Origin of the sequence: Ilumatobacter coccineus YM16-304 (genome assembly GCF_000348785.1) — a bacterium.
Classification (GTDB): Bacteria; Actinomycetota; Acidimicrobiia; order Acidimicrobiales; family Ilumatobacteraceae; genus Ilumatobacter_A; species Ilumatobacter_A coccineus.
On record NC_020520.1, the window covers coordinates 2,121,800 to 2,142,107 of the forward strand.

At 67.9% G+C, this 20,308-nt stretch carries 22 protein-coding genes; 13 read left to right on the top strand and 9 right to left on the bottom strand.

Annotation, left to right across the window (positions count from 1 at the left end; genetic code table 11):
• Positions 1-14: 14 nt before the first annotated feature.
• Entirely contained in the window at positions 15-1,688 is a 1,674-nt protein-coding gene (locus tag YM304_RS09550) for a DEDD exonuclease domain-containing protein (protein WP_015441470.1), read from the bottom strand.
• An 81-nt stretch (positions 1,689-1,769) separates the two neighbouring features.
• Between YM304_RS09550 and YM304_RS09555 the strand changes: the two genes are divergently transcribed.
• The 8 genes from YM304_RS09555 (at position 1,770) to YM304_RS09590 (ending at position 8,858) form a co-directional block, all read left to right on the top strand.
• Positions 1,770-3,008: an NYN domain-containing protein gene (locus tag YM304_RS09555; protein ID WP_015441471.1), complete on the top strand. Its 1,239-nt coding sequence runs from the start codon at positions 1,770-1,772 to the stop codon at positions 3,006-3,008.
• Between the two features lie 122 nt (positions 3,009-3,130).
• On the top strand, positions 3,131-4,300 hold the full coding sequence (locus YM304_RS09560; protein ID WP_015441472.1) for a hypothetical protein: 1,170 nt from the start codon (positions 3,131-3,133) through the stop codon (positions 4,298-4,300).
• Between the two features lie 58 nt (positions 4,301-4,358).
• Positions 4,359-4,619 (top strand): hypothetical protein, encoded by a 261-nt coding sequence (locus tag YM304_RS09565; protein ID WP_015441473.1) that lies wholly within the window; start codon positions 4,359-4,361, stop codon positions 4,617-4,619.
• A gap of 79 nt (positions 4,620-4,698) precedes the next feature.
• A complete protein-coding gene (gene queG, locus YM304_RS22340) occupies positions 4,699-5,772 on the top strand; it encodes a tRNA epoxyqueuosine(34) reductase QueG (protein ID WP_051071384.1) in 1,074 nt (357 codons plus the stop codon).
• Complete coding sequence (locus YM304_RS09575) at positions 5,769-6,890, top strand: glycosyltransferase family 4 protein (protein WP_015441475.1); 1,122 nt, start codon at positions 5,769-5,771, stop codon at positions 6,888-6,890. The genes queG and YM304_RS09575 overlap by 4 nt, the downstream gene beginning before the upstream one ends.
• Positions 6,891-6,956: 66 nt before the next feature.
• Positions 6,957-7,487 carry a hypothetical protein gene (locus YM304_RS09580; protein ID WP_015441476.1) on the top strand — a complete coding sequence of 177 codons (531 nt, stop codon included), beginning with the start codon at positions 6,957-6,959 and terminating at the stop codon, positions 7,485-7,487.
• Positions 7,480-7,914 carry an SRPBCC family protein gene (locus tag YM304_RS09585; protein ID WP_015441477.1) on the top strand — a complete coding sequence of 145 codons (435 nt, stop codon included), beginning with the start codon at positions 7,480-7,482 and terminating at the stop codon, positions 7,912-7,914. Before YM304_RS09580 ends, YM304_RS09585 begins: the two co-directional genes overlap by 8 nt.
• Positions 7,911-8,858: an ROK family protein gene (locus tag YM304_RS09590; protein ID WP_015441478.1), complete on the top strand. Its 948-nt coding sequence runs from the start codon at positions 7,911-7,913 to the stop codon at positions 8,856-8,858. Before YM304_RS09585 ends, YM304_RS09590 begins: the two co-directional genes overlap by 4 nt.
• Before the next feature lie 28 nt (positions 8,859-8,886).
• On the opposite strand, the gene YM304_RS09595 is transcribed toward YM304_RS09590, so the two are convergent.
• Positions 8,887-9,390 carry an inorganic diphosphatase gene (locus YM304_RS09595; protein ID WP_015441479.1) on the bottom strand — a complete coding sequence of 168 codons (504 nt, stop codon included), beginning with the start codon at positions 9,388-9,390 and terminating at the stop codon, positions 8,887-8,889.
• Positions 9,391-9,446: 56 nt separating this feature from the next.
• Here YM304_RS09595 and YM304_RS09600 point away from each other — a divergent pair, with 56 nt between their 5' ends.
• The gene (locus tag YM304_RS09600; RefSeq protein ID WP_015441480.1) at positions 9,447-10,652 is read left to right on the top strand and encodes an aminotransferase class I/II-fold pyridoxal phosphate-dependent enzyme; all 1,206 of its coding nucleotides are present in this window, start codon (positions 9,447-9,449) and stop codon (positions 10,650-10,652) included.
• A gap of 23 nt (positions 10,653-10,675) precedes the next feature.
• The gene (locus tag YM304_RS09605; RefSeq protein WP_015441481.1) at positions 10,676-11,293 is read left to right on the top strand and encodes an ACT domain-containing protein; all 618 of its coding nucleotides are present in this window, start codon (positions 10,676-10,678) and stop codon (positions 11,291-11,293) included.
• Positions 11,294-11,344: 51 nt separating this feature from the next.
• Here YM304_RS09605 and glpK read toward each other — a convergent pair whose 3' ends face one another.
• Both glpK and YM304_RS09615 read right to left on the bottom strand, forming a co-directional pair.
• Positions 11,345-12,850, bottom strand: coding sequence for a glycerol kinase GlpK (gene glpK, locus YM304_RS09610; protein ID WP_015441482.1), 1,506 nt, complete (start codon positions 12,848-12,850; stop codon positions 11,345-11,347).
• Positions 12,851-13,006: 156 nt separating this feature from the next.
• Entirely contained in the window at positions 13,007-13,321 is a 315-nt protein-coding gene (locus tag YM304_RS09615; protein ID WP_041298164.1) for a hypothetical protein, read from the bottom strand.
• A 94-nt stretch (positions 13,322-13,415) separates the two neighbouring features.
• Between YM304_RS09615 and YM304_RS09620 the strand changes: the two genes are divergently transcribed.
• The gene (locus YM304_RS09620) at positions 13,416-14,450 is read left to right on the top strand and encodes a 6-phosphofructokinase (RefSeq protein WP_015441484.1); all 1,035 of its coding nucleotides are present in this window, start codon (positions 13,416-13,418) and stop codon (positions 14,448-14,450) included.
• A gap of 71 nt (positions 14,451-14,521) precedes the next feature.
• Here YM304_RS09620 and YM304_RS09625 read toward each other — a convergent pair whose 3' ends face one another.
• From YM304_RS09625 to YM304_RS09645, 5 genes are all read right to left on the bottom strand, one after another.
• Complete coding sequence (locus YM304_RS09625) at positions 14,522-15,121, bottom strand: GerMN domain-containing protein (RefSeq protein WP_015441485.1); 600 nt, start codon at positions 15,119-15,121, stop codon at positions 14,522-14,524.
• Positions 15,121-16,560 (bottom strand): HAMP domain-containing sensor histidine kinase, encoded by a 1,440-nt coding sequence (locus YM304_RS09630; protein ID WP_015441486.1) that lies wholly within the window; start codon positions 16,558-16,560, stop codon positions 15,121-15,123. The genes YM304_RS09625 and YM304_RS09630 overlap by 1 nt, the downstream gene beginning before the upstream one ends.
• 21 nt (positions 16,561-16,581) lie before the next feature.
• Positions 16,582-17,262, bottom strand: coding sequence for a response regulator transcription factor (locus YM304_RS09635; protein ID WP_015441487.1), 681 nt, complete (start codon positions 17,260-17,262; stop codon positions 16,582-16,584).
• Positions 17,263-17,328: 66 nt separating this feature from the next.
• On the bottom strand, positions 17,329-18,213 hold the full coding sequence (locus YM304_RS09640; RefSeq protein ID WP_015441488.1) for an inositol monophosphatase family protein: 885 nt from the start codon (positions 18,211-18,213) through the stop codon (positions 17,329-17,331).
• Positions 18,210-18,488, bottom strand: a complete 279-nt coding sequence (locus tag YM304_RS09645; protein WP_015441489.1) for a hypothetical protein — start codon at positions 18,486-18,488, stop codon at positions 18,210-18,212. The genes YM304_RS09640 and YM304_RS09645 overlap by 4 nt, the downstream gene beginning before the upstream one ends.
• 61 nt (positions 18,489-18,549) lie before the next feature.
• Between YM304_RS09645 and dinB the strand changes: the two genes are divergently transcribed.
• Both dinB and YM304_RS25040 read left to right on the top strand, forming a co-directional pair.
• Positions 18,550-19,812 (top strand): DNA polymerase IV, encoded by a 1,263-nt coding sequence (gene dinB / locus YM304_RS09650; RefSeq protein ID WP_015441490.1) that lies wholly within the window; start codon positions 18,550-18,552, stop codon positions 19,810-19,812.
• Positions 19,813-19,948: 136 nt separating this feature from the next.
• Positions 19,949-20,278 (top strand): DUF3040 domain-containing protein, encoded by a 330-nt coding sequence (locus YM304_RS25040; RefSeq protein ID WP_015441491.1) that lies wholly within the window; start codon positions 19,949-19,951, stop codon positions 20,276-20,278.
• Positions 20,279-20,308: the final 30 nt, after the last annotated feature.

The window sequence follows — 20,308 nt, forward strand, 5'->3', positions numbered from 1 at the left end:
GACAAAGCGGGCGGTCAGGCGGCGCGGGGGATGGGCGGGATCTCGGTGGTGGCGTGGACGGGGAACGACCAGGCGCCGCTGCACGAGACGTGCAACTGCTCGGCCCGCTTGTCGAAGAACTTGGCCAAGCACAGCGCCTCGTCGGCGTGCACGCGGGGCGTGGGGCGGCCCGACTCGATCACGTCGAGCGCTTCGATCGGGAGCGCAGCCGTGAGGCGCCCGGCCGCACGGACGTCGACCAACCGGCCGGCCGACACGACCCACGTCGTGTCGCCGAGCGTGACCTCGGCATCACCGATCTCGCCGAGCGCCCGGAGCAGTGAGGTTCGTCGAATGGCTCCCAACACGGCCGACAAGCGGTCACGTGTCATCGCCGCTTCTTCGAATCGCTGCTGGCCCGCCAGGTCGGTCATCCGGCTCCGGAGCGCGTCGACGACGTACGCCGGATCACCGAACATCGCTCGCTTCGCCTGCTCGACGCACGCTGCGTACTCGCGGGCGTCGGCCGTGCCCGAACACGGGCAGTGCGCCACACCCAACTGAGCGGCGCTGCACACCGGGGCACTCGGATCGGGCCGGTGATCGCGCGCCAACCGTTGCGTACACCGGCGTAGCGGCAGTGCCGTGTGCAGCCCGTCGACCACCAGGGCGGCCATCTTGCGTGACGGGAGCGGGCCGAGGTGGACGCCGGTCTTCGCCGGGTTCTTCACGACCGACAGCCGTGGCCAGGGCGATTCGGTGTCGAGTTTGACGTAGCAGTACTTCGCCGCCGTGGTGCCGCGCCGGTTGTAGCGCGGCATCGACGTGCCGATGATGCGTGTCTCGACGATCTCGGCGGTCAGCGGATCGGGGAGTTCGATGTGCGTCACCGTCTTCATCTCGCGCAGCATCGGGCCGATCTTGCGCCGGTCGTCGCTTCCGAAATAGCTCCGCACCCGCTGGCGCAGGTTGGTCGCCTTGCCGACGTAGAGCACACGGTCGGCCGGATCGCGGAACATGTAGACACCCGGGGTGCGGGGGAGTGCCGCCGTCTGCTTCAGCTTGGCCGCGTTGGGATGCCCGCCGATCTTGCCCAGCGCGACCAGATCGTCGAGACCGAGCACGCCCAGACCCGCGGCTCGCTCGATGAGCAGATGCAGTAGGTCGACGGTGGCGAGCGCGTCGTCGAGCGCTCGGTGGCTGGGCTGGTGCTCGAATCGGTAGCGCGAGGCGAGCGTGCCGAGTTTGCAGTTGGGCACCTCGTCACGCACGAGGCGACGAGCGAGGGGCACGGTGTCGATGACCGTGCCCGACCACGCCGGTCGATCGGCCCGGCGGAGCGCGGCGCGGATGAACCCCATGTCGAACGCCGAGTTGTGGGCGACGATCACCGAATCACCGATGAAGCTCAGCAGCGACGGCAACACGCTCTCGATCCGAGGTGCCGGTGCGACGAGCGAGTTCGTGAGCCCGGTGAGCACCGTGATCTGCGGCGGGATCGCCTTGCCCGGATTGACGAGCGTCTGAAACGTGCCGAGACGTTCGCCACCGCGTACCTTGACGGCACCGATCTCGGTGATCATGTCGTCGTTGCGGTTGCCGCCGGTGGTCTCGAGGTCGAGCACGCAGAACGTGACCTCGCAGAGAGGTACGCCCAGTTCATCGAACGAACGTTGCAGATTTTGGTGAGAACCGGCCCCAACTGGCATCCCGGTCAGTCAACACGAACAGATGTACCCACGTCAAGATCAACTCGGGGGTCGGCGTGAACGACCATGTAGCGTGAGGTCATGACGGACATCGAGCACCGCCACCTGCGGTCGGCGCTCGACTTCGCGGTCATGATCGCCGCCGAAGGGCAGAAGCGACGCCCGCCGATTCCGTTCCCCAAAGAACTCAAACCGTTCTTCAACAAGCGGCGCGTCCCCACGTCGGCGCTCGGTCGAGTGCGTCGCGCCATCGAGTCCGACGCAGAGTTCCGACGGGTGCTCTCGCACGGTGCGATCCCCGAACTCGTCGACGAGGTCGGCCGTCTCTGGCTCACGCAGCCCGCCGGCTGGGAAGTCGAGGTCGCGTCGTTGATCGCTGCCGCAGACGAGGCGAAGGCGTCTCGCGACGCGGTGCAGGCGCTCAAGCGTGCCGAGAAGCGTCGTGACGCTGCCGAACTGGCAGCGGTGCGCACCCGTGCCGAACTCGTGCAGCGCGACGAGATCATCGCGGGGCACGCCACCGAGATCGACGAGTTGCGAGCCGAGTTGGCCAAGGTCGCCGAGGAGGCGGCGGAACTGCGTGCCGAACTCATCGACAGTCGCAACGAGGTCCGTCACGCGCGTGATCGCGAGCGGGCTGCTGCGGGGAAACTCGAAGCGGCCATTCGCGATCGCGATCGAGCGCTCGACGATCGACGTGACGCCACGGCGGTGCGCGACGACGTGTTGGCAACCCGTGTCGACTCGATCGGATCGGTCGTCGAGATCGCCCAGATCACCGAAGCAGCCGAAGCGGCCCAAGCGCTCGCCAACCGACTCGAATCACTCCTGCCTCAGCAACCCGACGACGCCGCGTCCGAGGCGATCGCCCGCCCCGCCCAGCGCACGCCGATGTCGCTGCCGGGTGGTGTGCTCTCGTCGTCAGCCGAGGCGGGAGAGCACTTCGCTCGCTCCGATGCGGCGATCGTGGTCGACGGCTACAACGTGTCGAAACTGGCGTGGCAGTCGCGCACACTCGAGCAGCAGCGCAACGCGTTGCTCGACGCCGTCGAGAACCTGGCCCGACGCTTCGGCACCGACATCACCGTGATCTTCGACGGTGCGTCGATCGTCGGCGCCCATGCCGCACGCCGCCGACTCGTGCGGGTCGTCTACTCACCAGAAGGGGTCATCGCCGACGACCTGATCCGTGACGAGGTGCGGCGTCTGCCGACCAGCCGTGCGGTCGTGGTGGTCACCAACGACAACGAGATCATCCGCGATGTTCGAGCCGAGGGTGCCAACACGTTGCCGAGCAACGCGTTCATCGCCATCCTCTGACATCGACGTTCGCCCTGTCACAACACGACGCCACGCCGAACTCTCCCGCCGACTCCTTCCCGCCACCCGCCACCCGCCGCCCGCCACTACTTTCCCGCCGCTCGCCTCTGCCTCTCCGACACATGCTCGACGACACTCCCACCCACGACGAGCACGACGAGACGCCGGACGACGACACCGCGAGCGGATCGAGTCCCTCGTACGAACAGACGCCGCTGCCGTTCGACCCGGGTGAGCTTCCGGCCGGCTTCGACCCGCTCATCGTCCACCCGATCGTCGCCACCGGCGAGACCGGGGCGATCGAACGGCCCGGCGACGACCGCCCCGCCTGGGTGATCGGCATCTTCTTCGCCGCGTTCTGTGCGCTCATCTCGGGACTCGTCACCGTGGCCATCACCCGCGACGACCCTGCGACCACCGGGAGTACCGCCGACGCCGACGCACCGACGAACGTCGAGGCGCCCGCAGCCGACGAGTCGGCGTCCGACACGCCTGCCGGTGACACGACGGTCGACGAGACCCCGGTCGAGATCGAGCAGGGCCCGGCCGAGACACCGATCGACGCCCAGCCCACCGACAGCGCCCCCGCCGACGACCACTCGCTCGACGACCCACGCCTGCCCGATCTGGGATTCGCCAGCATCGATGGCACGGCGTTCGCGATCGAATCCGGATGTGCGACGCACCTCCCACTCGCTCCGGCCGACTCCGACACGCAGGTGTCGTCGTACTTCTTCCGCACCGACAGCGGCGAACAGCGAGTCATCGACCGTCGATTCGGCGAACTCGACGCCGAGGGTGCCCGGCTGACCGGTGTCGACGCCGAGTTCGTCAGCGTCGACGACCTCGGATCCAACGGGGCCTTCGTGGCCACGTTCCGCGACGCCGACGGCAACACCGTCGACGTCGCCGTCAACCCCGGTGCCGAGCACGACAGCGATTGCTCCGACTCGATCGTCACCAACGAGCCGGCGCAGTTCGCCTTCCCGTACACACAGATCGTGATGTTCGTGTGCGCGGACGGGTCGCAGGGGAGCGACCTGTTCGCAGCAGGCACCGCATCCGAAGGCGGCCGCTTCACCGCGCAGGCCAACGGCGACGACACGGTGACGCTCACCTACCGGTCCGACACCGGTGAGGCCGAGTACGTCGACCCTGCCGCGCTCAGCTTCGAGAGCGAGGGGCGGCTCGGCTACTCGGGGGTCGTCTCGAACGGCGTCGACTCGCTCGACATCACCGTCGACTTCGAGATCGCCCGAGCGGCCCCCTGCACTGCCGCTGACCTGGCCTGACGCGCTGGGTAACACGGGCCCCGCAACTCTGTGACACCCCCGTGCGCATGATGGTCGCATGTTCTCCCAGGACGACTTCACCCTCGATTGCCACACCTGCCAGGCCGCCAACACCACGGCCTGCACCGACTGCATCGTGTCGCACCTGCTGGCGAACGACGACGGTCCGATCGATCTCCAACCGGTGCCGCTCCATATGCCCGTCTCCGCCGTCGATCGAGCGGTCGGCATGTTCGGGCGAGCCGGGCTCGTCGACGACGACCCCGTGTTCGTGAGCCAGCGCGAGTTCGACAGCGCCGACGTGCACGCCATGGCCTGAGCGCTCCGCCACGGCGCCGGCCCGAGGCGCGGTCACCGGCCACCGCCGCTGCACGACAGGTGTCGCGTACGCTGCGAACGTGGCCCGTCGGAAACAGTTCGCCGAGATGCCCACGCTCGACGAGATCCGCCAGACCGTCGCCGAGTTCGACATCACCCACGTCGGTGTCGCCGCCGCCGACGTCCTCGCCGACACCCGCTCGACCCTGATCAGTCGCAAGGCCGCCGGGCTCAACGACACGATGGAGTTCACCTATCGCAATCCCGAGCGCTCCACCGACCCGGCACGGGCGGTCGAAGGGGCCCGGTCGGTGATCGTGGCCGCGCGGCCCTACCTCACCGACACCGATCCCGAGCCGCCGAACTCCGGCCCACATGCCCGCGTCGGTCGGTACGCGTGGAGCGACCACTACGCACCGCTGCGCGCCGGCTTGCGCGTCGTGGCCAAGCAACTCAAAGCCGCCGGACACCGAGCAGTCGTGTTCGCCGACGACAACTCGATCGTCGACCGGGCGATCGCCCACCGTGCCGGACTCGGTTGGTTCGGCAAGAACGCCAACCTCCTGCTCCCCGGCGCCGGCAGCTTCTTCGTGCTCGGGTCGCTCATCACCACCGCCGACTACGAACACCAGCACACCACCGCCAACGACGGCTGCGGATCGTGCACCCGCTGCATCGCAGACTGCCCGACCGCGGCGATCGTCGCGCCCGGCGTGATCGACGCCGCCAAGTGCCTGAGCTGGATCATGCAGAAGCCGGGGACCATTCCGCTGGAGTTCCGCGAAGCGATGCACGATCGCATCTACGGCTGCGACGACTGCCAAGACGTCTGCCCGATCTCGATCCGGCTCGGCAAGCGCAACACGATCGCGCTCGACCCCACCGTGCAGGCGTGGGTCGACGCGCTCGCCCTGCTCGACGCCGACGACGACTGGATCGCCGACCGCTACGGCTACTGGTACATCGCCGGCCGAGAGATGCGGTGGCTACGCCGCAACGCGCTCGTGGTGATCGGCAACGTCGGCGATCCGGCCGACACCCACGTACGTTCGATGGTCGAGCGCTACCGTGCTGACCCCGACCCGATCCTCGCCGAGCACGCCACCTGGGCGGCGCGACGCCTCGATCAACGACACCTGCCGACTGCGCCATGAAACATCTGCTCGTCACCAACGACTACCCACCCAAGATCGGCGGCATCCAGTCGCTGCTGTGGGAGTGGTGGCGACGCCTGCCGGCCGACAAGTTCGCGGTGCTCACCAGCCCGTACGAAGGAACCGCCGAGTTCGATGCGGGTGAGCCCTACCGCATCGAGCGCACGCGCGAGCCGGTCCTGCTCCCGCATCCGTGGATGGTCAAGCGGATCAACGACCTCGCCGACGACGTCGGTGCCGACCTGGTCGTGCTCGATCCGGCGGTGCCCCTCGGGCTCGTCGGCCCCTCGCTGAAGTTGCCGTACGACCTCGTGCTCCACGGCGCCGAAGTCACCGTCCCCGGCCGTCTCCCGGGCTCCAAACAAGCACTCGCCTACACGCTGCGTCGGGCCCGCGGCATCATTGCCGCCGGCAGCTATCCCGCGGCCGAAGCCGAACACGCGGCGGGCCGTGAACTGCCCACCACGATCGTTCCGTGTGGCGTCGACCCCGACCGCTTCACCGTGCTCAGCGACAGCCAACGCGCCGAGGCCCGCGAGCACTTCGGTATCCCGAACGACGCGGAAGTCATCATCGGCATCTCCCGCCTCGTGCCGCGCAAGGGCTTCGACACGGCGATCCGAGCGGTCAACCGGCTCAAGCACCGCCGCCCCGATCTCCTCTTGGTCATCGGCGGCACCGGCCGCGAGTCCGAGCGGCTGCAGCGCCTCGCCGACGAACTCGACGCCCCCGTCAAGTTCATGGGACGCATCGAGAACGACGATCTTCCCCGCTTCTACGGGTGCGGCGACCTCTACACGATGCTCTGCCGCAACCGCTGGGGAGGCCTGGAGCAGGAGGGATTCGGCATCGTCTTCATCGAGGCAGCATCGTGCGGCATCCCACAGGTCGCCGGCGACTCGGGCGGCGCCGCCGAAGCGGTCGCACACGGCGAGACCGGGCTCGTCATCTCCGAGCCCGAGAACGTCCAAGACGTCGCCGACGCCTACGAACAACTCCTCGACGACGACGAACTGCGACGGTCGATGGCGATCCGGTCGCGTGAACGCGTCGAGACCGACTTCGCCTACGACGTGCTCGCCAAACGCCTCGGCGACGCACTCGGCGTGTACGACTGACGTGTGCACCCGTCACACCCGCCGAGACCCTCGGCCGAGCACGGTTTGCAGATACCGTTGACGCCAGTGAACGAGCCGCAGCGATCTCACGACGGAGGCGACATCATCGTTCGCGCCAACCTCGTCGGCACGCTGGCCTTCGTCGTCACCGCAACGATCGCCGCAGCACTCTTCACGACCGGCGTCCAATGGCTCGGAGCGGTCACCGCCATGACCCTGTTCGTCGGCGGTATCGCCGCCTTCATCTGGTCGTTCTGGAACGCGGTGCAACGCAGCCGCGGCGAGCAGGTCGCCGTCACCCAGCTCTACATGCTCGCCGGTGGGGTCGCCCCGCCCGCCGTTCGCAAGCTGATGACCTCGCTGCTCGCCGTCCAGATCGTCACCGGTCTGGCCACGGCCTTCGCTCGCCCGAACAACTCCGACGGCAGCCCGGGCACCTCCTTGGCGCTCGGCGTACTCGTCCCGATGTTCGGACTCGGAATGAACGGGCTCTGGGCAGCGTTCCACGGAACGTACGCCGCCCGGCCCACCGACGAAACTCGCTCAAGTGTGACCACATCGGGTGGCTCCATCGACAAGAATGAGGAACATGGCTGAGACCGCGACAGAGACGATCACCATCGACGCTTCCCCCGACGAGGTGTGGAACGTGGCGGTCGACCTCGAGAAGTACCCGGAGTGGGCCCGCGACATCAAAGACGTCACGATCCACGCCACCGACAGCGACGGACGCCCGAGCGAAGTCGAGTTCCGCGCCTCGGCCCTGGGCCGCAGCACGCACTACACCCTGCAGTACCGCTACGGCGACGAGCCGCGCCAACTCGGCTGGTCGATGATCCGCGGCGACATCCAGCGCTCGATCGACGGTGCCTTCACCTTCGTCCCGACCGCCGACGGCAAGACCGAGGTCCGCTACGACCTGGCGATCGACCTCGTGGTTCCGCTGCCCGGCTTCGTGAAGCGCCGCGCCGAGGTCCGCATCCTCAACACGGTTCGTGAACTGAAGGTCCGCGCCGAGGCGTGACCGCCATCGGCCGCCGCGTCGGCATCGACGTCGGCGGAACCAAGGCATTGGGCGTCGCGCTCGACGCCGACGGAGAGGTGGTGGCCGAAGACCGTCGCCCGACACCGCGCGGCGACGGCAGCATCGACGCATTGCTCGACACCCTCGTCGAGTTGGCCGAATCGCTCGGGGTCGACGCAGACCTCGGCATCGGCGTGCCCGGTCTCGTCACGCGAGACGGCCGCCTGCGAGCCGCGCCCAACCTCGACGGTGTCGCCGACCTGCCGATCGGCGAGCTGCTGGGGGAGCGGTTGGGCTTCGACGTTCGCGTCGACAACGACGCCACCTGCGCCACGGTCGCCGAGTGGCGCAACGGCGTCGGGATCGGAACCGACGATCTGCTGCTCGTCACGCTCGGCACCGGCATCGGCGGCGGCGTGGTCGCCAACGGCACGCTGCAGCGGGGCACGAACGGGTTCGCCGGTGAGTTCGGCCACATGGTCGTCGACCCGCACGGTCCACGCTGTCCGTGCGGTCGACAGGGCTGCTGGGAGCGGTACGCCTCGGGCTCGGGGCTGGCCATGCTGGCTCGCGAAGCCGCCACCGGACACCGCCTCCGTGCGGTGGTCGAACACGCCGACGGCGACGCACAAGCGGTCCGTGGCGAACACGTCATGGCCGCAGCGCTCGACGGCGACACCGAAGCGCTCGCGGTGATCGACGACTTCGGTCGATGGGTGGCGCTCGGCCTGTCGAACCTCACCAACGTCTTCGACCCCGAGATCTTCGTGCTCGGCGGTGGGCTCGCCGCCGGCGCCGAGCTCTACCTCGAACCGATCACCCGCTGGTACGGCGAACTGCTCTACCAGCCGCACCTTCGCCCGCTCCCGCGGATCGAGTTCGCTCGATGGGGGCCGCTCGCCGGGGCCGTCGGCGCCGCGTTGCTGTCGAGCATCCCCGACTGAGAGCGTGGGATCAGCGCAGTCGGCGCGCTCAGTGTTTGACGAAGGCCGCGCGCGAGGCCTCGATCTCGCGCCAGGCGGCGTCGCGACCGCCCATGCCCTCCGACGACGAGTGCTTGTCGGGTTCGAGCGCCTTGTACACGTTGAAGAAGTGCTGGATCTCGGCGACCAGTTGCGGCGTGAGGTCGGCGATGTCGTGCACGTTGTCGAAGCGGGGCTCCTTCGGCGGAACGCAGATCAACTTGGCGTCTTCCCCGGCTTCGTCCTGCATGTACAGCACGCCGACCGGACGCGCTTCGCAGATGACGCCGGGATAGACCGGCTCGTCGTTGAGGACCAACGCATCCAACGGGTCGCCGTCGCCGGCCAGCGTGTCGGCGATGAAGCCGTAGTCAGCCGGATACGTGGTGGCGGTGAACAGGCGGCGATCGAGGTACACCTTGCCGGTGTCGTGGTCGATCTCGTACTTGTTGCGGCTCCCGCGAGGGATCTCGATGATGACGTGAATGCAGTCGGCAGCCGGCTGTGGTGACATGTTTGTGAGGCTAACTGGTCGGCGTTGCCGGGCCTTCGACGGATAGGTTCTCACCCATGGAGTTCCGCCGGATCGAAAACCTGCCGCCGTACGTCTTTTCCATCATCAATGGACTCAAGATCGAGGCACGTCGCGCAGGCGCAGACGTGGTGGATCTCGGCTTCGGCAACCCCGACATGCCGTCTCCCGACGTGGCGGTGCGCAAGCTCGCCGAGGCCGCGCAGAACCCGCGCAACCACCGGTACTCGCTGAGCCGCGGCCTCCCGAAGCTGCGCGAAGCCATCGCCGGCTACTACAAGAACAAGTGGGACGTCGACCTCGATCCCGAACTCGAGATCACCAACACGATCGGGGCCAAAGAGGGCTTCAGCCACCTCATGTGGGTGCTGCTCGAACGAGGCGACGCTGCGATCGTGCCGACGCCCAGCTACCCGATCCACATCTACGGGCCGCTGTTCGCCGGAGCCGACCTCCGCCAGGTGCCGATGAAGTTCCTCGCCGACCCGTCCGACCGCGAGAACTTCTCCGACGACTTCATGGAGAGCCTCCACAACGCGTATGACGTCGGCTGGCCCAAGCCGCGCGTGCTCGTCGTGTCGTTCCCGCACAACCCGACCGGCGCCATCGTCGATCTCGACTTCATGCAGCGCGTCGTCGACTTCTGTCGCGAACGCGACATGGTCGTCGTCAACGACTTCGCCTACGCCGACATCGGCTTCGACGGCCACAAGCCGCCGAGCATCCTGCAGGCCGAGGGAGCGAAGGAATGCGCCGTCGAGTTGTACTCGATGACCAAGTCGTTCCAGATGGCCGGCTGGCGCTCGGCGTTCCTGCTCGGCAACAAGGAAGTCGTCCAAGCGCTCGTCAAGCTCAAGAGCTACCTCGACTACGGCATGTTCCAGCCCGTCCAGATCGCCGCGACCGTCACGATCAACGAAGCACAGGACTTCCCCGATCAGGTCCGCGACATCTACGAGTCGCGCTGTGACACCCTCATCGACGGCCTCAGCCGCATCGGCTGGGACATGCCCAAGCCCGGTGGCTCAATGTTCGTGTGGGGGCCGATCCCCGAGCCGTACGCCGACATGGATTCCGTCGAGTTCTGCTCGCACGTCGTCCGTGAAGCCGACGTGGCGTTGTCGCCCGGCGTCGGCTTCGGCCCCGGCGGTGAAGGGTTCATCCGGTTCGGTCTGATCGAGAACGAGAAGCGCATCAACCAGGCGGTGCGAAACCTCAAGGCCGGTTTGCCGAAACTCGGCTGAAACACCCTCCTCGTACCCTCCGCATGATGGTCACCATCGTCATTCGTGTCTGGATGCCCGATCGTCCCGGCGCGCTCGGGCAGGTGGCGAGTCGCATCGGTGCGGTGCGCGGTGACGTCCTCGGCATCGAGATCCTCGAGCACGGCGTCGAGCAGGTCATCGACGAACTCACCGTCGCGCTTCCCGACATCGATCTCGTTCCGCTGCTGCTGCAAGAGGTCGACGACGTCGACGGCGTGTCGGTCGAGTCGGTCCGCACCGTCGACCCCGATCGCATCGACCCCAACCTGTCGACGCTGGCCGCCGGTGCCGCGCTCGCCGAGAGTTCGTCCGACGAGCGTCTCGAGGTGCTGTGCCAGGGAGTCCACCGCGTGGTCGAAGCCGACTGGGCCGTCGTGCTCCGCGGCTCGGAGGTCATTGCGCAGGAGGGCGACACACCCGAAGTCGCGTGGCTCGTGGCGTTTCTCGCCGGCAGCGAGCACCTCAGCGAAACCGACGAGACGCTGCCCGGTGACCTGGTGTGGGGACACATGGTCACCTCGGGGTTGACGGTGGCGGCGGGCCGCACCGACCCGCCGATCCACGAACGCGAACGCATCCGCATCTCGCTGCTCGCCCGCCTCGCCGACGCCCTCCTCTGACGGTCCGGCTGCGCCTGTTGGCTGCGTCAGCCGAGCGGCTCATCGACGGTGTCAGGATTCCCAGTGGCGGGAACGCTCGACGGCGCGGAGCCAGTTGGCGTGCAGCGCGTCACCGGCGGCGCGATCGGTGGTGGGTTCGAACTGTGCATCGAGCGTCCACGCCGCACCGATGTCGTCGGTCGACGCCCACACGCCCTCGGCCAGCCCGGCCAGGAACGCAGCGCCGAGTGCCGTCGTCTCCTGCTCGACGGGACGCTGCACCGTCACGCCGAGCTGATCGGCCTGGAACTGGCACAGCAGATCCATCACCGCGGCGCCACCATCGACGCGCAGATCGATGATCGGCGTACCGCTGGCCGCAACCATCGCATCGACGACGTCACGCGTCTGATACGCCATCGACTCCACCGTGGCCCGCACGATCTCGGCCCGACCCGTGCCGCGTGTGATCCCGACGATGGCCCCACGGGCATACGGATCCCACCACGGTGACCCGAGGCCGGTGAGCGCCGGGACGAAGTAGACACCGCCGGTGTCGGTAACCGACTCGGCGAGGGGTCCGGTCTCGCCAGCGTCGTCGATGATGTTCAGCCCGTCGCGCAACCACTGGATCGCCGCTCCCGTCACGAAGATCGCCCCTTCGAGCGCGTAGTGCGTCGTGCCGTCGGCGAGCGTCCACGCCACGGTGGTGAGCATGCCGGCGGTCGGCGGCGGACACGTCTCGCCCACGTTGAGCAGCACGAACGAGCCGGTGCCGTACGTGTTCTTCGCCATCCCGGGTTCGACACAGGCCTGGCCGAACAACGCCGCCTGCTGGTCGCCCGCCACCCCGCTCACGGGGATCCCGGCCGGCACACCGCACGCGTCGGACGTCACCCCGATCCGGCCGCTCGACGCGACGATCGTCGGCAGCGCGTCGATGGGCACGCCCAACAGATCACACAGGTCGGGGTCCCACGCCCGCGAGCGGATGTCGCAGAGCATCGTCCGGCTCGCGTTGGTGACATCGGTGGCGAACACCTCGCCACCGGTCAGGTTCCAGATCAGCCAGGCGTCGATCGTGCCGAGCGCCAGGTCGCCGTCGTTCGGAATGTCTCGGTGCTCGAGCAACCAGGCGAACTTGGTGCCCGAGAAGTACGGGTCGAGCACGAGACCGGTTCGCTCGCGGACCAGGTCGAGGTGACCGGCTGCTTCGAGTTCGTCACAGCGATGCGCGGTCCGGCGGTCTTGCCACACGATGGCGGTGCCGTACGGCTTGCCGGTCGCCCGATTCCAGGCCACAACCGTCTCGCGCTGATTGGTGATGCCGATCGCGGCGACGCGGTCGCGCCCCACCTCGGCGACCACCTCGGTCAGGGTGGCGACGACCGCTGCCCAGATCTCGTCCGCGTCGTGTTCGACCCAGCCCGGCTCGGGATAGTGCTGGGTGAACTCCCGGTACGACGCCACGGTGGGGGAGTCGTCGGTGAAGACCGCTCGACTGCGCACCCCGGTGGTGCCAGCGTCGATCGCGATGACGCAGTCGGCAGTGGTCGTGTCGGTGTTCGGCTCGCTCACCCTGAGCACAGTAGTGCCGACGGCGGCGACGCCACCGGAACGTCAGCGGGCGCGTCGCTGTGATGCTGGAGGCTCCGCTGCGGCGCGGGACTTCGGGTCAGCGGCGGCGCTTCGCTGTGATGCTGGTGGCTCCGCTGCGGCGCTGCACGTTTCGCGTCAGCGGCGGCGCTTCGCCTTGGGGCGGTTGATGCCGGTCGAGGTGCGGCTCGTCACCGGCGGGCGCTTGCGAGGTGCCGGTCCGTCGTCGGTGTCGGAATCACCCGACGACTTCTTGCGTGGCTCGGCGCGCGGCGTGCGCAGTTCTTTGAGCGACTTGCGCTGATAACCGAACTTGGCGAGCACGAAACCGAACGCCAGATACAGCGGCCCGCTGACGAGCAATCCGGCGAGCGCACCCACCAACCCGCGGTCGCGGAAGGCCACCACGAGGATGATCGCCATGATCCCGACATAGATCACCCATTCGCGCATCAAGCGCTGCCAAGGAACCGGTCGACTGCTATCCCAACCCATTCTCGCCAGTCAATCAGCAAACCGAGGCGAGATTGCCTCTACGATCGGGCTCGTGCGTGTCGGAATCCTCACAGGTGGCGGTGATTGCCCCGGTCTCAACGCAGTGATCAGAGCGGCGGTGCGAAAGGGCGAACGCCACTACGGCGATGAACTGGTCGGCTTTCTCGACGCCTGGGACGGAGTGCGCGACCGGCGCACCACACCGCTCAGCGTCGAGTCGATGCGGGGGATGCTCCCACGGGGCGGCACCGTGCTCGGCACCCGCCGAGGCAGCCCGTTCGAGACCGACGACGGCGTCGAGCACGTCAAACAGTCGATGTCCGACTTCGGCCTCGACGGCCTGATCGTGATCGGCGGCAACGGCAGCCTCTCGATCGCCTGCCGGCTGCACGCCGAACACGGCATCCCGATCGTCGGTGTCCCCAAGACGATCGACAACGACATCGAAGGCACCGACCTCACGTTCGGCTTCACCACCGCAGTACAGATCGCGACCGACGCGATCGACCGCCTCCACACCACGGCCGAGAGCCACGACCGAGTCATGGTCGTCGAGGTGATGGGTCGGCACACGGGCTGGATCGCCACGCACGCCGGCATCGCCGGCGGTGCGACCGCAGTGCTCATCCCCGAGATTCCGTTCGACATCAGCGAACTCTGCGAACGCCTCACCCGTCGCCACGAACGCGGACGGTTCGCCTCGATCGTCGTCGTGGCCGAAGGCGCCGAGCCGGCCGCCGGCACGCTCGAGATGGAAGAGAAGGTCTACGACCGGTTCGGCCACGTCGTGCTCGGCGGCGTCGCGACACGCATCGCCCACGCGATCGCCGAGCAGACCGGGTTCGAGACGCGAGTGGTCCAACTGGGTCACGTCCAACGCGGCGGCACGCCCACCGCGTTCGACCGCGTGCTCTCGACGAGGTTCGGCGTTGCCGCGATCGACGCGGTGCACGCGCAGGAGTGGGGCAAGATGACCGTGCTGCGCGGCGAGAACATCGAACTCGAAGACCTCACCGTGGCGGTCGGCAAGACCCGCACCGTCGACATGGAACTCTTCGACGGCGTCGCCTCCCACTTCTTCGCCTGATCCGACCACCCGCTGCGCACGGCGCTCGACCCGCACAGCGGTCGACGTTGAAGTGTTGCCGAGCGTGAGCGTCAGGACGACGGCAGCGCAGTGAACGGCGGTTGCGACGTCTCGAGGAACCCGGGGTAGTCGTAGATGCTCAGCGCCGCGTCGACGAGTCGCCCGTCGCCCGTCGGCCACGCCTGATTGACGCCCTCGACCTGGATGCGTACCCGTTCGACCCCGTCGAGCTCGGACGCGGTCGCCACGATCTGAGCCAGCGCGAACCGCACACCGTCGTCGCTCAGCCCGCTCAGCCCGTTGCTCACGTCGATCGTGAGCCGCGTGCCGACCGTTCGAGCCGACAGCAACTCGAGCTCGCTCGGAATCGCGGTACCGAGCGACGCTTCGACCTCGTCGGCGTTCGGGCCGGAGATGAGCGAACGCAGCAGCTCCTCGGTGCCACCCGAGTCCTGGCGCGGCACGGCACGCAGGCGACGCTGCTCGTCGTCGTCGGGGGGAGTGAGCAGGTAGATCCGGTTGGCGCCGGTCGCCGCATCGCCGGTGGCCACATCGCCGAAGTCACCGATGAGGTCTTCGGGAATGTCGCGAGGCGACGAGTCCTCCCGGATCGCGCAGCCGGCAGCGACACCGACCAGGAGCACGACGATCATCGTCTTGAGGAGGCGCATCAGTCGGTCAACTCCGTGGCCAGCAGTTCGATCACGAAACGCGCTCCCGACTCGCCGTCGAGGCGATCTTCGACCCACACCCGTCCGCCGTGCATCCGCACGTGTTCGTCGACGAGCGACAGCCCGAGTCCGGCACCTTCGCTGCCCGTACGCCTGCCGGCACCACCGCCGCGAGCGAACCGCTCGAAGATCAGCGAGCGTTCCTCCTCGGCCACGCCGGCACCTCGGTCTTCGACCGCGATCATGAGATGCGACATCCGCTCGTCGGGTTCGTTCGGAATCGACATCGAGATCTCGGGCTCGCCACCGCCGTAGGCACGGGCATTGTCGATCAGGTTGGCGATCACGCGGGCGAGGCGGCGCTTGTCGCCACGGATCAGCGCGAGCTCGGCGCGTTCGCTGACATGGATCGGCGTCGACGGCAGCGAGCTCACCGCCACCGCCTGCCGCACGAACTCGGCGGCGAGGAGCTCTTCCATGTGCAAGCGGATGGCGCCGGCGTCGAACCGGGAGATCTCGAGCAGGTCTTCGACGAGCCCCTGGAACCGGACGACGTCGCTCGACAACAAGTCGAGCGCCGCTTGGGCGCGCTCGGGAATGTCGTCACGACGCGCTTCCATGACCTCCACCGAGGCCGACAGCGTCATGAGCGGCGAACGCAGCTCGTGACTCACGTCGGACGCGAAACGGGCATCGCGCTCGACGCGCTTCTCGAGCGCCTCGGCCATGTCGTTGAACGACTCGGTGAGCACGCTGAGGTCGGGATCGTCGGTGGTCTCGAGGCGAGTGTCGAGTCGACCGCCGGCGATCGCCGACGCAGCCTGCGCAGCCGTGCCGAGCGGTCGGACGGCGCGGCGCGCCGCGAAGATGCCGAGCAGCACGCCGAGTCCGGTGCTGATCAACGCCGCCAGGATGAGCGACAACCGGAAACTCGACAACGACGCTTCGACATCGTCGAGGCTGAAGAACTCGAAGTACGAGCCGACGGGCGGCACCGACCAGCCCACCACGATGTTGAGTTCGTCGCCGATGCGGACGAGTTGACGGGCCGAGCCACCTTCACCGATGACGCGGTCGAAGAGCTCGGGCGGGATGTCGTTCTGACTGAACGTTCCGCCACCGCCGTAGAACTCGCCGCGGTACTCGATGAGGAAGCGCTGCACGCCGATGGTGTCGAGCGCGGTGAGCGCGGGTGCCGGGTCGGTGGGCAGCGTGGTGCCGAGGTCACGACGCACGCCCTGCGCGTTGCGGAGGGACCTGCTGATGGCGGTCTCGTCGCGTTCTTGCACGAGGTTCGACCGGGCGAGGCCGTACGTGGTGATCGCCAGGAACATCGACAGCGCGATCGAGCCGAGGGTGATGATCAGCAGGATGCGTCGGCGCAGACCGAGCGCGGCCGGGCGAGAACGATGAAAGAGACGGCGGATCGGGCCGATCATGACGGCGCCACGATCTCCGGGTCAGGTCTGGAGGCGATAGCCGAGGCCGCGCACCGTGACGACGTGGCGCGGGTTGGCAGGATCGCTTTCGACCTTGGTGCGCAGTCGGCGGATGTGCACGTCGACGAGCCGACCGTCGCCGAAGTAGTCGTAGCCCCACACCTTGTCGAGCAGCGCTTCACGGCTGAGCACCTTGCCGGGGCTCTCGGCGAGTTCGCAGAGCAGGCGGAACTCGGTCTTGGTGAGGTGCACCTCGGCGCCTTCGCGCAGCACCTTGCCTTCGTCGGGGATGAGTTCGAGGTCACCGAACACGAGCCGAGCATGACCAGGAGCACCGGGGCGGATACGACGCAGCAGCGCACGGATACGGGCCGACAACTCCTTGGGAGCGAACGGCTTGGTGAGGTAGTCGTCGGCGCCCGCTTCGAGCCCGGCGACCACGTCGTGCGTGTCGTTGCGGGCGGTGACCATGACGACCGGGACGTCGCTGGTGCGGCGCAGTGTGCGGCACAGTTCGAATCCGTCGATGCCCGGCAGCATGATGTCGATCAGGACGACGTCGGGTGACGACCGCTGAAAGAGGTCGATGGCTTCTTCGCCACTCTCGGCTTCATCGACGATCCACCCTTCGTCTTCGAGGGCGAGCTTGACCGCGGATCGGATTCGCTCGTCGTCTTCGACCGCAAGGATTCGTGTACCCACGCCCCCATGATGCCGCATTTCACCTGCTCGCGACGAACATGCGGGCAATTTGTGGCAGAACGTTTGCTACGACGGGGTCTGGATGCGCTTCCGAAGCGTGTCGTGGAGGCCGTGACCTGCCGCGAGAACGCCTGCGGGCGCACGCACGTCGAGCTCGTTTCCGGCGAATGTGGTGACGATCCCACCCGCTTCGCGAACGATGAGCACTCCGGCAGCGACGTCCCACGAGCTGATGAACTCCTCGAAGTAGGCATCGACGCGTCCGGCCGCGACGAACGCGAGGTCGAGCGCCGCCGAACCCATGCGGCGGATGTCGCGTACGTGGGGGAGCACCCGGGCGATGCGCTCGGCCTGCTCGACCCGGTGCTGATCGAGGTGGTAGCTGAATCCGGTGGCGACGAGTGATGTCGTCGAGTCGGTGGCGGTCGAGACCTCGATCGGGTCGTCGCCGAGCCAGGCCCCGGCACCTCGTGCGGCACTGAACAGCGCCGTGTCGCGGTCGCCGAGCGGCGGCGAGTAGACCGCGCCGACCACCGGATCACCACGATGGAGCAGACCGATCGACGTGCACCAGCCCGGTAGGTCGTAGACGAAGTTGACCGTCCCGTCGATCGGGTCGATGTGCCACTCGAAGTCGTTGGTGCCGCGGTGGTTGGCGCCTTCCTCGCCGACGATCGAGTCGTCGGGCCGTTCGGATCGGAGTCGCTCGACCACCAGTGCTTCGGTCTCTCGATCGAACTGTGTGACCGGGTCGACCGCGCTCGACTTCGTGTCGTGCGCGGCTCGCTTGCCAGGACCGAGCGCGGATCGGGCCGCTTGCGCGTGGCTGCCCGCCTCGAACGCGATGTCGACGGCGAGGTGGCGGAGTTCGTCGAGCTCCGACGCTGACGGGTTCGATGATCCGGTGTCCGCGGACCCAGTGTCGGCGGATCCGGTGTCGGGCCCGCTCATGGAGCGTGGCCGGCGCGTTCGCGGTCTTCGACTTCACGCCATTCGCCGAGGGCGCGCATGACGAGCACGGCGACGATCGCCATGCCACCGGCCGCGATGAGCGAGCCGACGAGGATGCCGATGCCCTTCGGCAGGCCGCAGTCGCCATCGCACTGCAGTGCGATGAGTGAGTAGCCGATGAGTCCGCCGGCGAGTCCGCTGAGCAGAATGGCCACGAAGGCACCGGCGCGAACGCCGACTGAGGGCAGGGCCGAGAGCGGCCGAGGCGTCTCCATGTGTCGCAATCTAACGCCGCCCGGGCGAATCGGTCCGGGTGCCCTGCGGCAGACTGTGACGGTGAGTGGCCCCTCGCAGCACCGAACGATCCTGCACGCCGACATGGACGCGTTCTTCGTGTCGGTCGAGTTGCGTCGGCGGCCTGAGCTGGCCGGTCAACCCGTCGTGGTGGGCGGCACCGGCAACCGCGGCGTCGTCGCCGCGGCGTCATACGAAGCGCGTCGGTTCGGGGTGCACTCGGCGCTGCCCTCGTCGGTGGCGAAACGTCGATGCCCTCACGCCGTGTTCCTGCCCGGTGACCACGCCCTCTACTCCGAGGTGAGCAAACAGGTCCGCGAGATCTTCGACCGGTTCACGCCCTTGGTCGAGCCGCTCTCGCTCGACGAGGCGTTCCTCGACGTCACCGGCGCGCTCCGACTCTTCGGCGACGGCCGATCGATCGGACGTCAGATCCGAGCGGCGGTGCGCGACGAACTCGAACTCGGGTGCAGCGTCGGCGTCGCACCCAACAAGTTCCTCGCGAAGCTCGCATCGGTCGAGGCCAAGCCGATCGCCCACCGAGACCGCATCGAACCGGGCGACGGCGTCACGGTCATCGAACCCGGAACCGAGCAGGCGTTTCTCGACCCGCTCCCGGTCAAACGGCTGTGGGGCGTGGGCCCGGCCACGCTCGAGAAGCTGCACCGCATCGGCATCGCCAGCGTTGCCGACCTCCGGCGCGTCGACCTCGCGATTCTGACGACGTCGCTGGGTACGAACCAGGCGCGCCACCTGTCGGCGCTGGCGGCCGGCGCCGACGATCGAGACGTCGAACCCGATCGAGATGCGAAGTCGATCGGGCACGAGGAGACCTACCCGGTCGACAAGCACACGCCGCAGGAGGTGCGCCGCGAACTGGTTCGCCTCGTCGATGCGGTGACGCAACGGATGAGAAACCAGGGGGTCGGGGCTCGCACCTGGACGCTGAAGGTTCGCTTCGCCGGATTCACGACCATCACGAGATCGATCACGACCTCCGACACCGTCGACCAGGCGTACGAGATCATCGACCTCCTCGGGCCGGTGCTCGACGGCATCGATCCGAGCCCCGGCGTCCGCCTCCTCGGCGTGAGCGGCTCGAACCTCGGTGAACCCGTCGCTCAACTGAGCTTCGACGACATCGCCGTCGACACACCCGACTGGACGGCGACGACCGATGCGCTCGACGAGATTCGCAGCCGCTTCGGGACCGATGCCATCGGCCCGGCGAGCTCGATCTCACGTGGGCGCATCGACCCGGTGCGGCGCGGCGGGCAACAGTGGGGCCCCGATGACCCGTCGTGACGCAGCCGCCCCGGTTGGTGCGGACCGACCGGACAGCGACATGACATGGTGTGGCGAGACGAACGAGTTGCAACGTTTCCGACAGAAGATGTTCGGCCGCGTTGAGGAACGCCCGCGGACGTGCGATGATGTAGAAGTGCCACTGTCGGAAGACGAACAGCGGATTCTTCGCCAGATCGAAGAAGAACTGGAGCAGGACCCAACGTTCGCGCAGCGCGGTTACCGCGTCTCGCGTCGTCGCTCGTTCCTGCTCATCGCCGGCCTCGTCGTCGGCCTCGCCGTCACCATCGGTGGCCTCGCCGTCAGTTTCGTGGTCGCGTTCGTCGGCTTCGTGATCGTGCTCGCCATGGCGGTCATGCTCGAATCCGAGATGCGCCTCATCGGTCGTGAACGACTCGGCCAACTGCCGATCTCGGCCTGGCTCAGCGGGAACCGTCCCGGTGAGCAGAGCGACGTCCGCGACTGAGTCGCTCCGTCGTTCCGTCGTTCCCCCCCC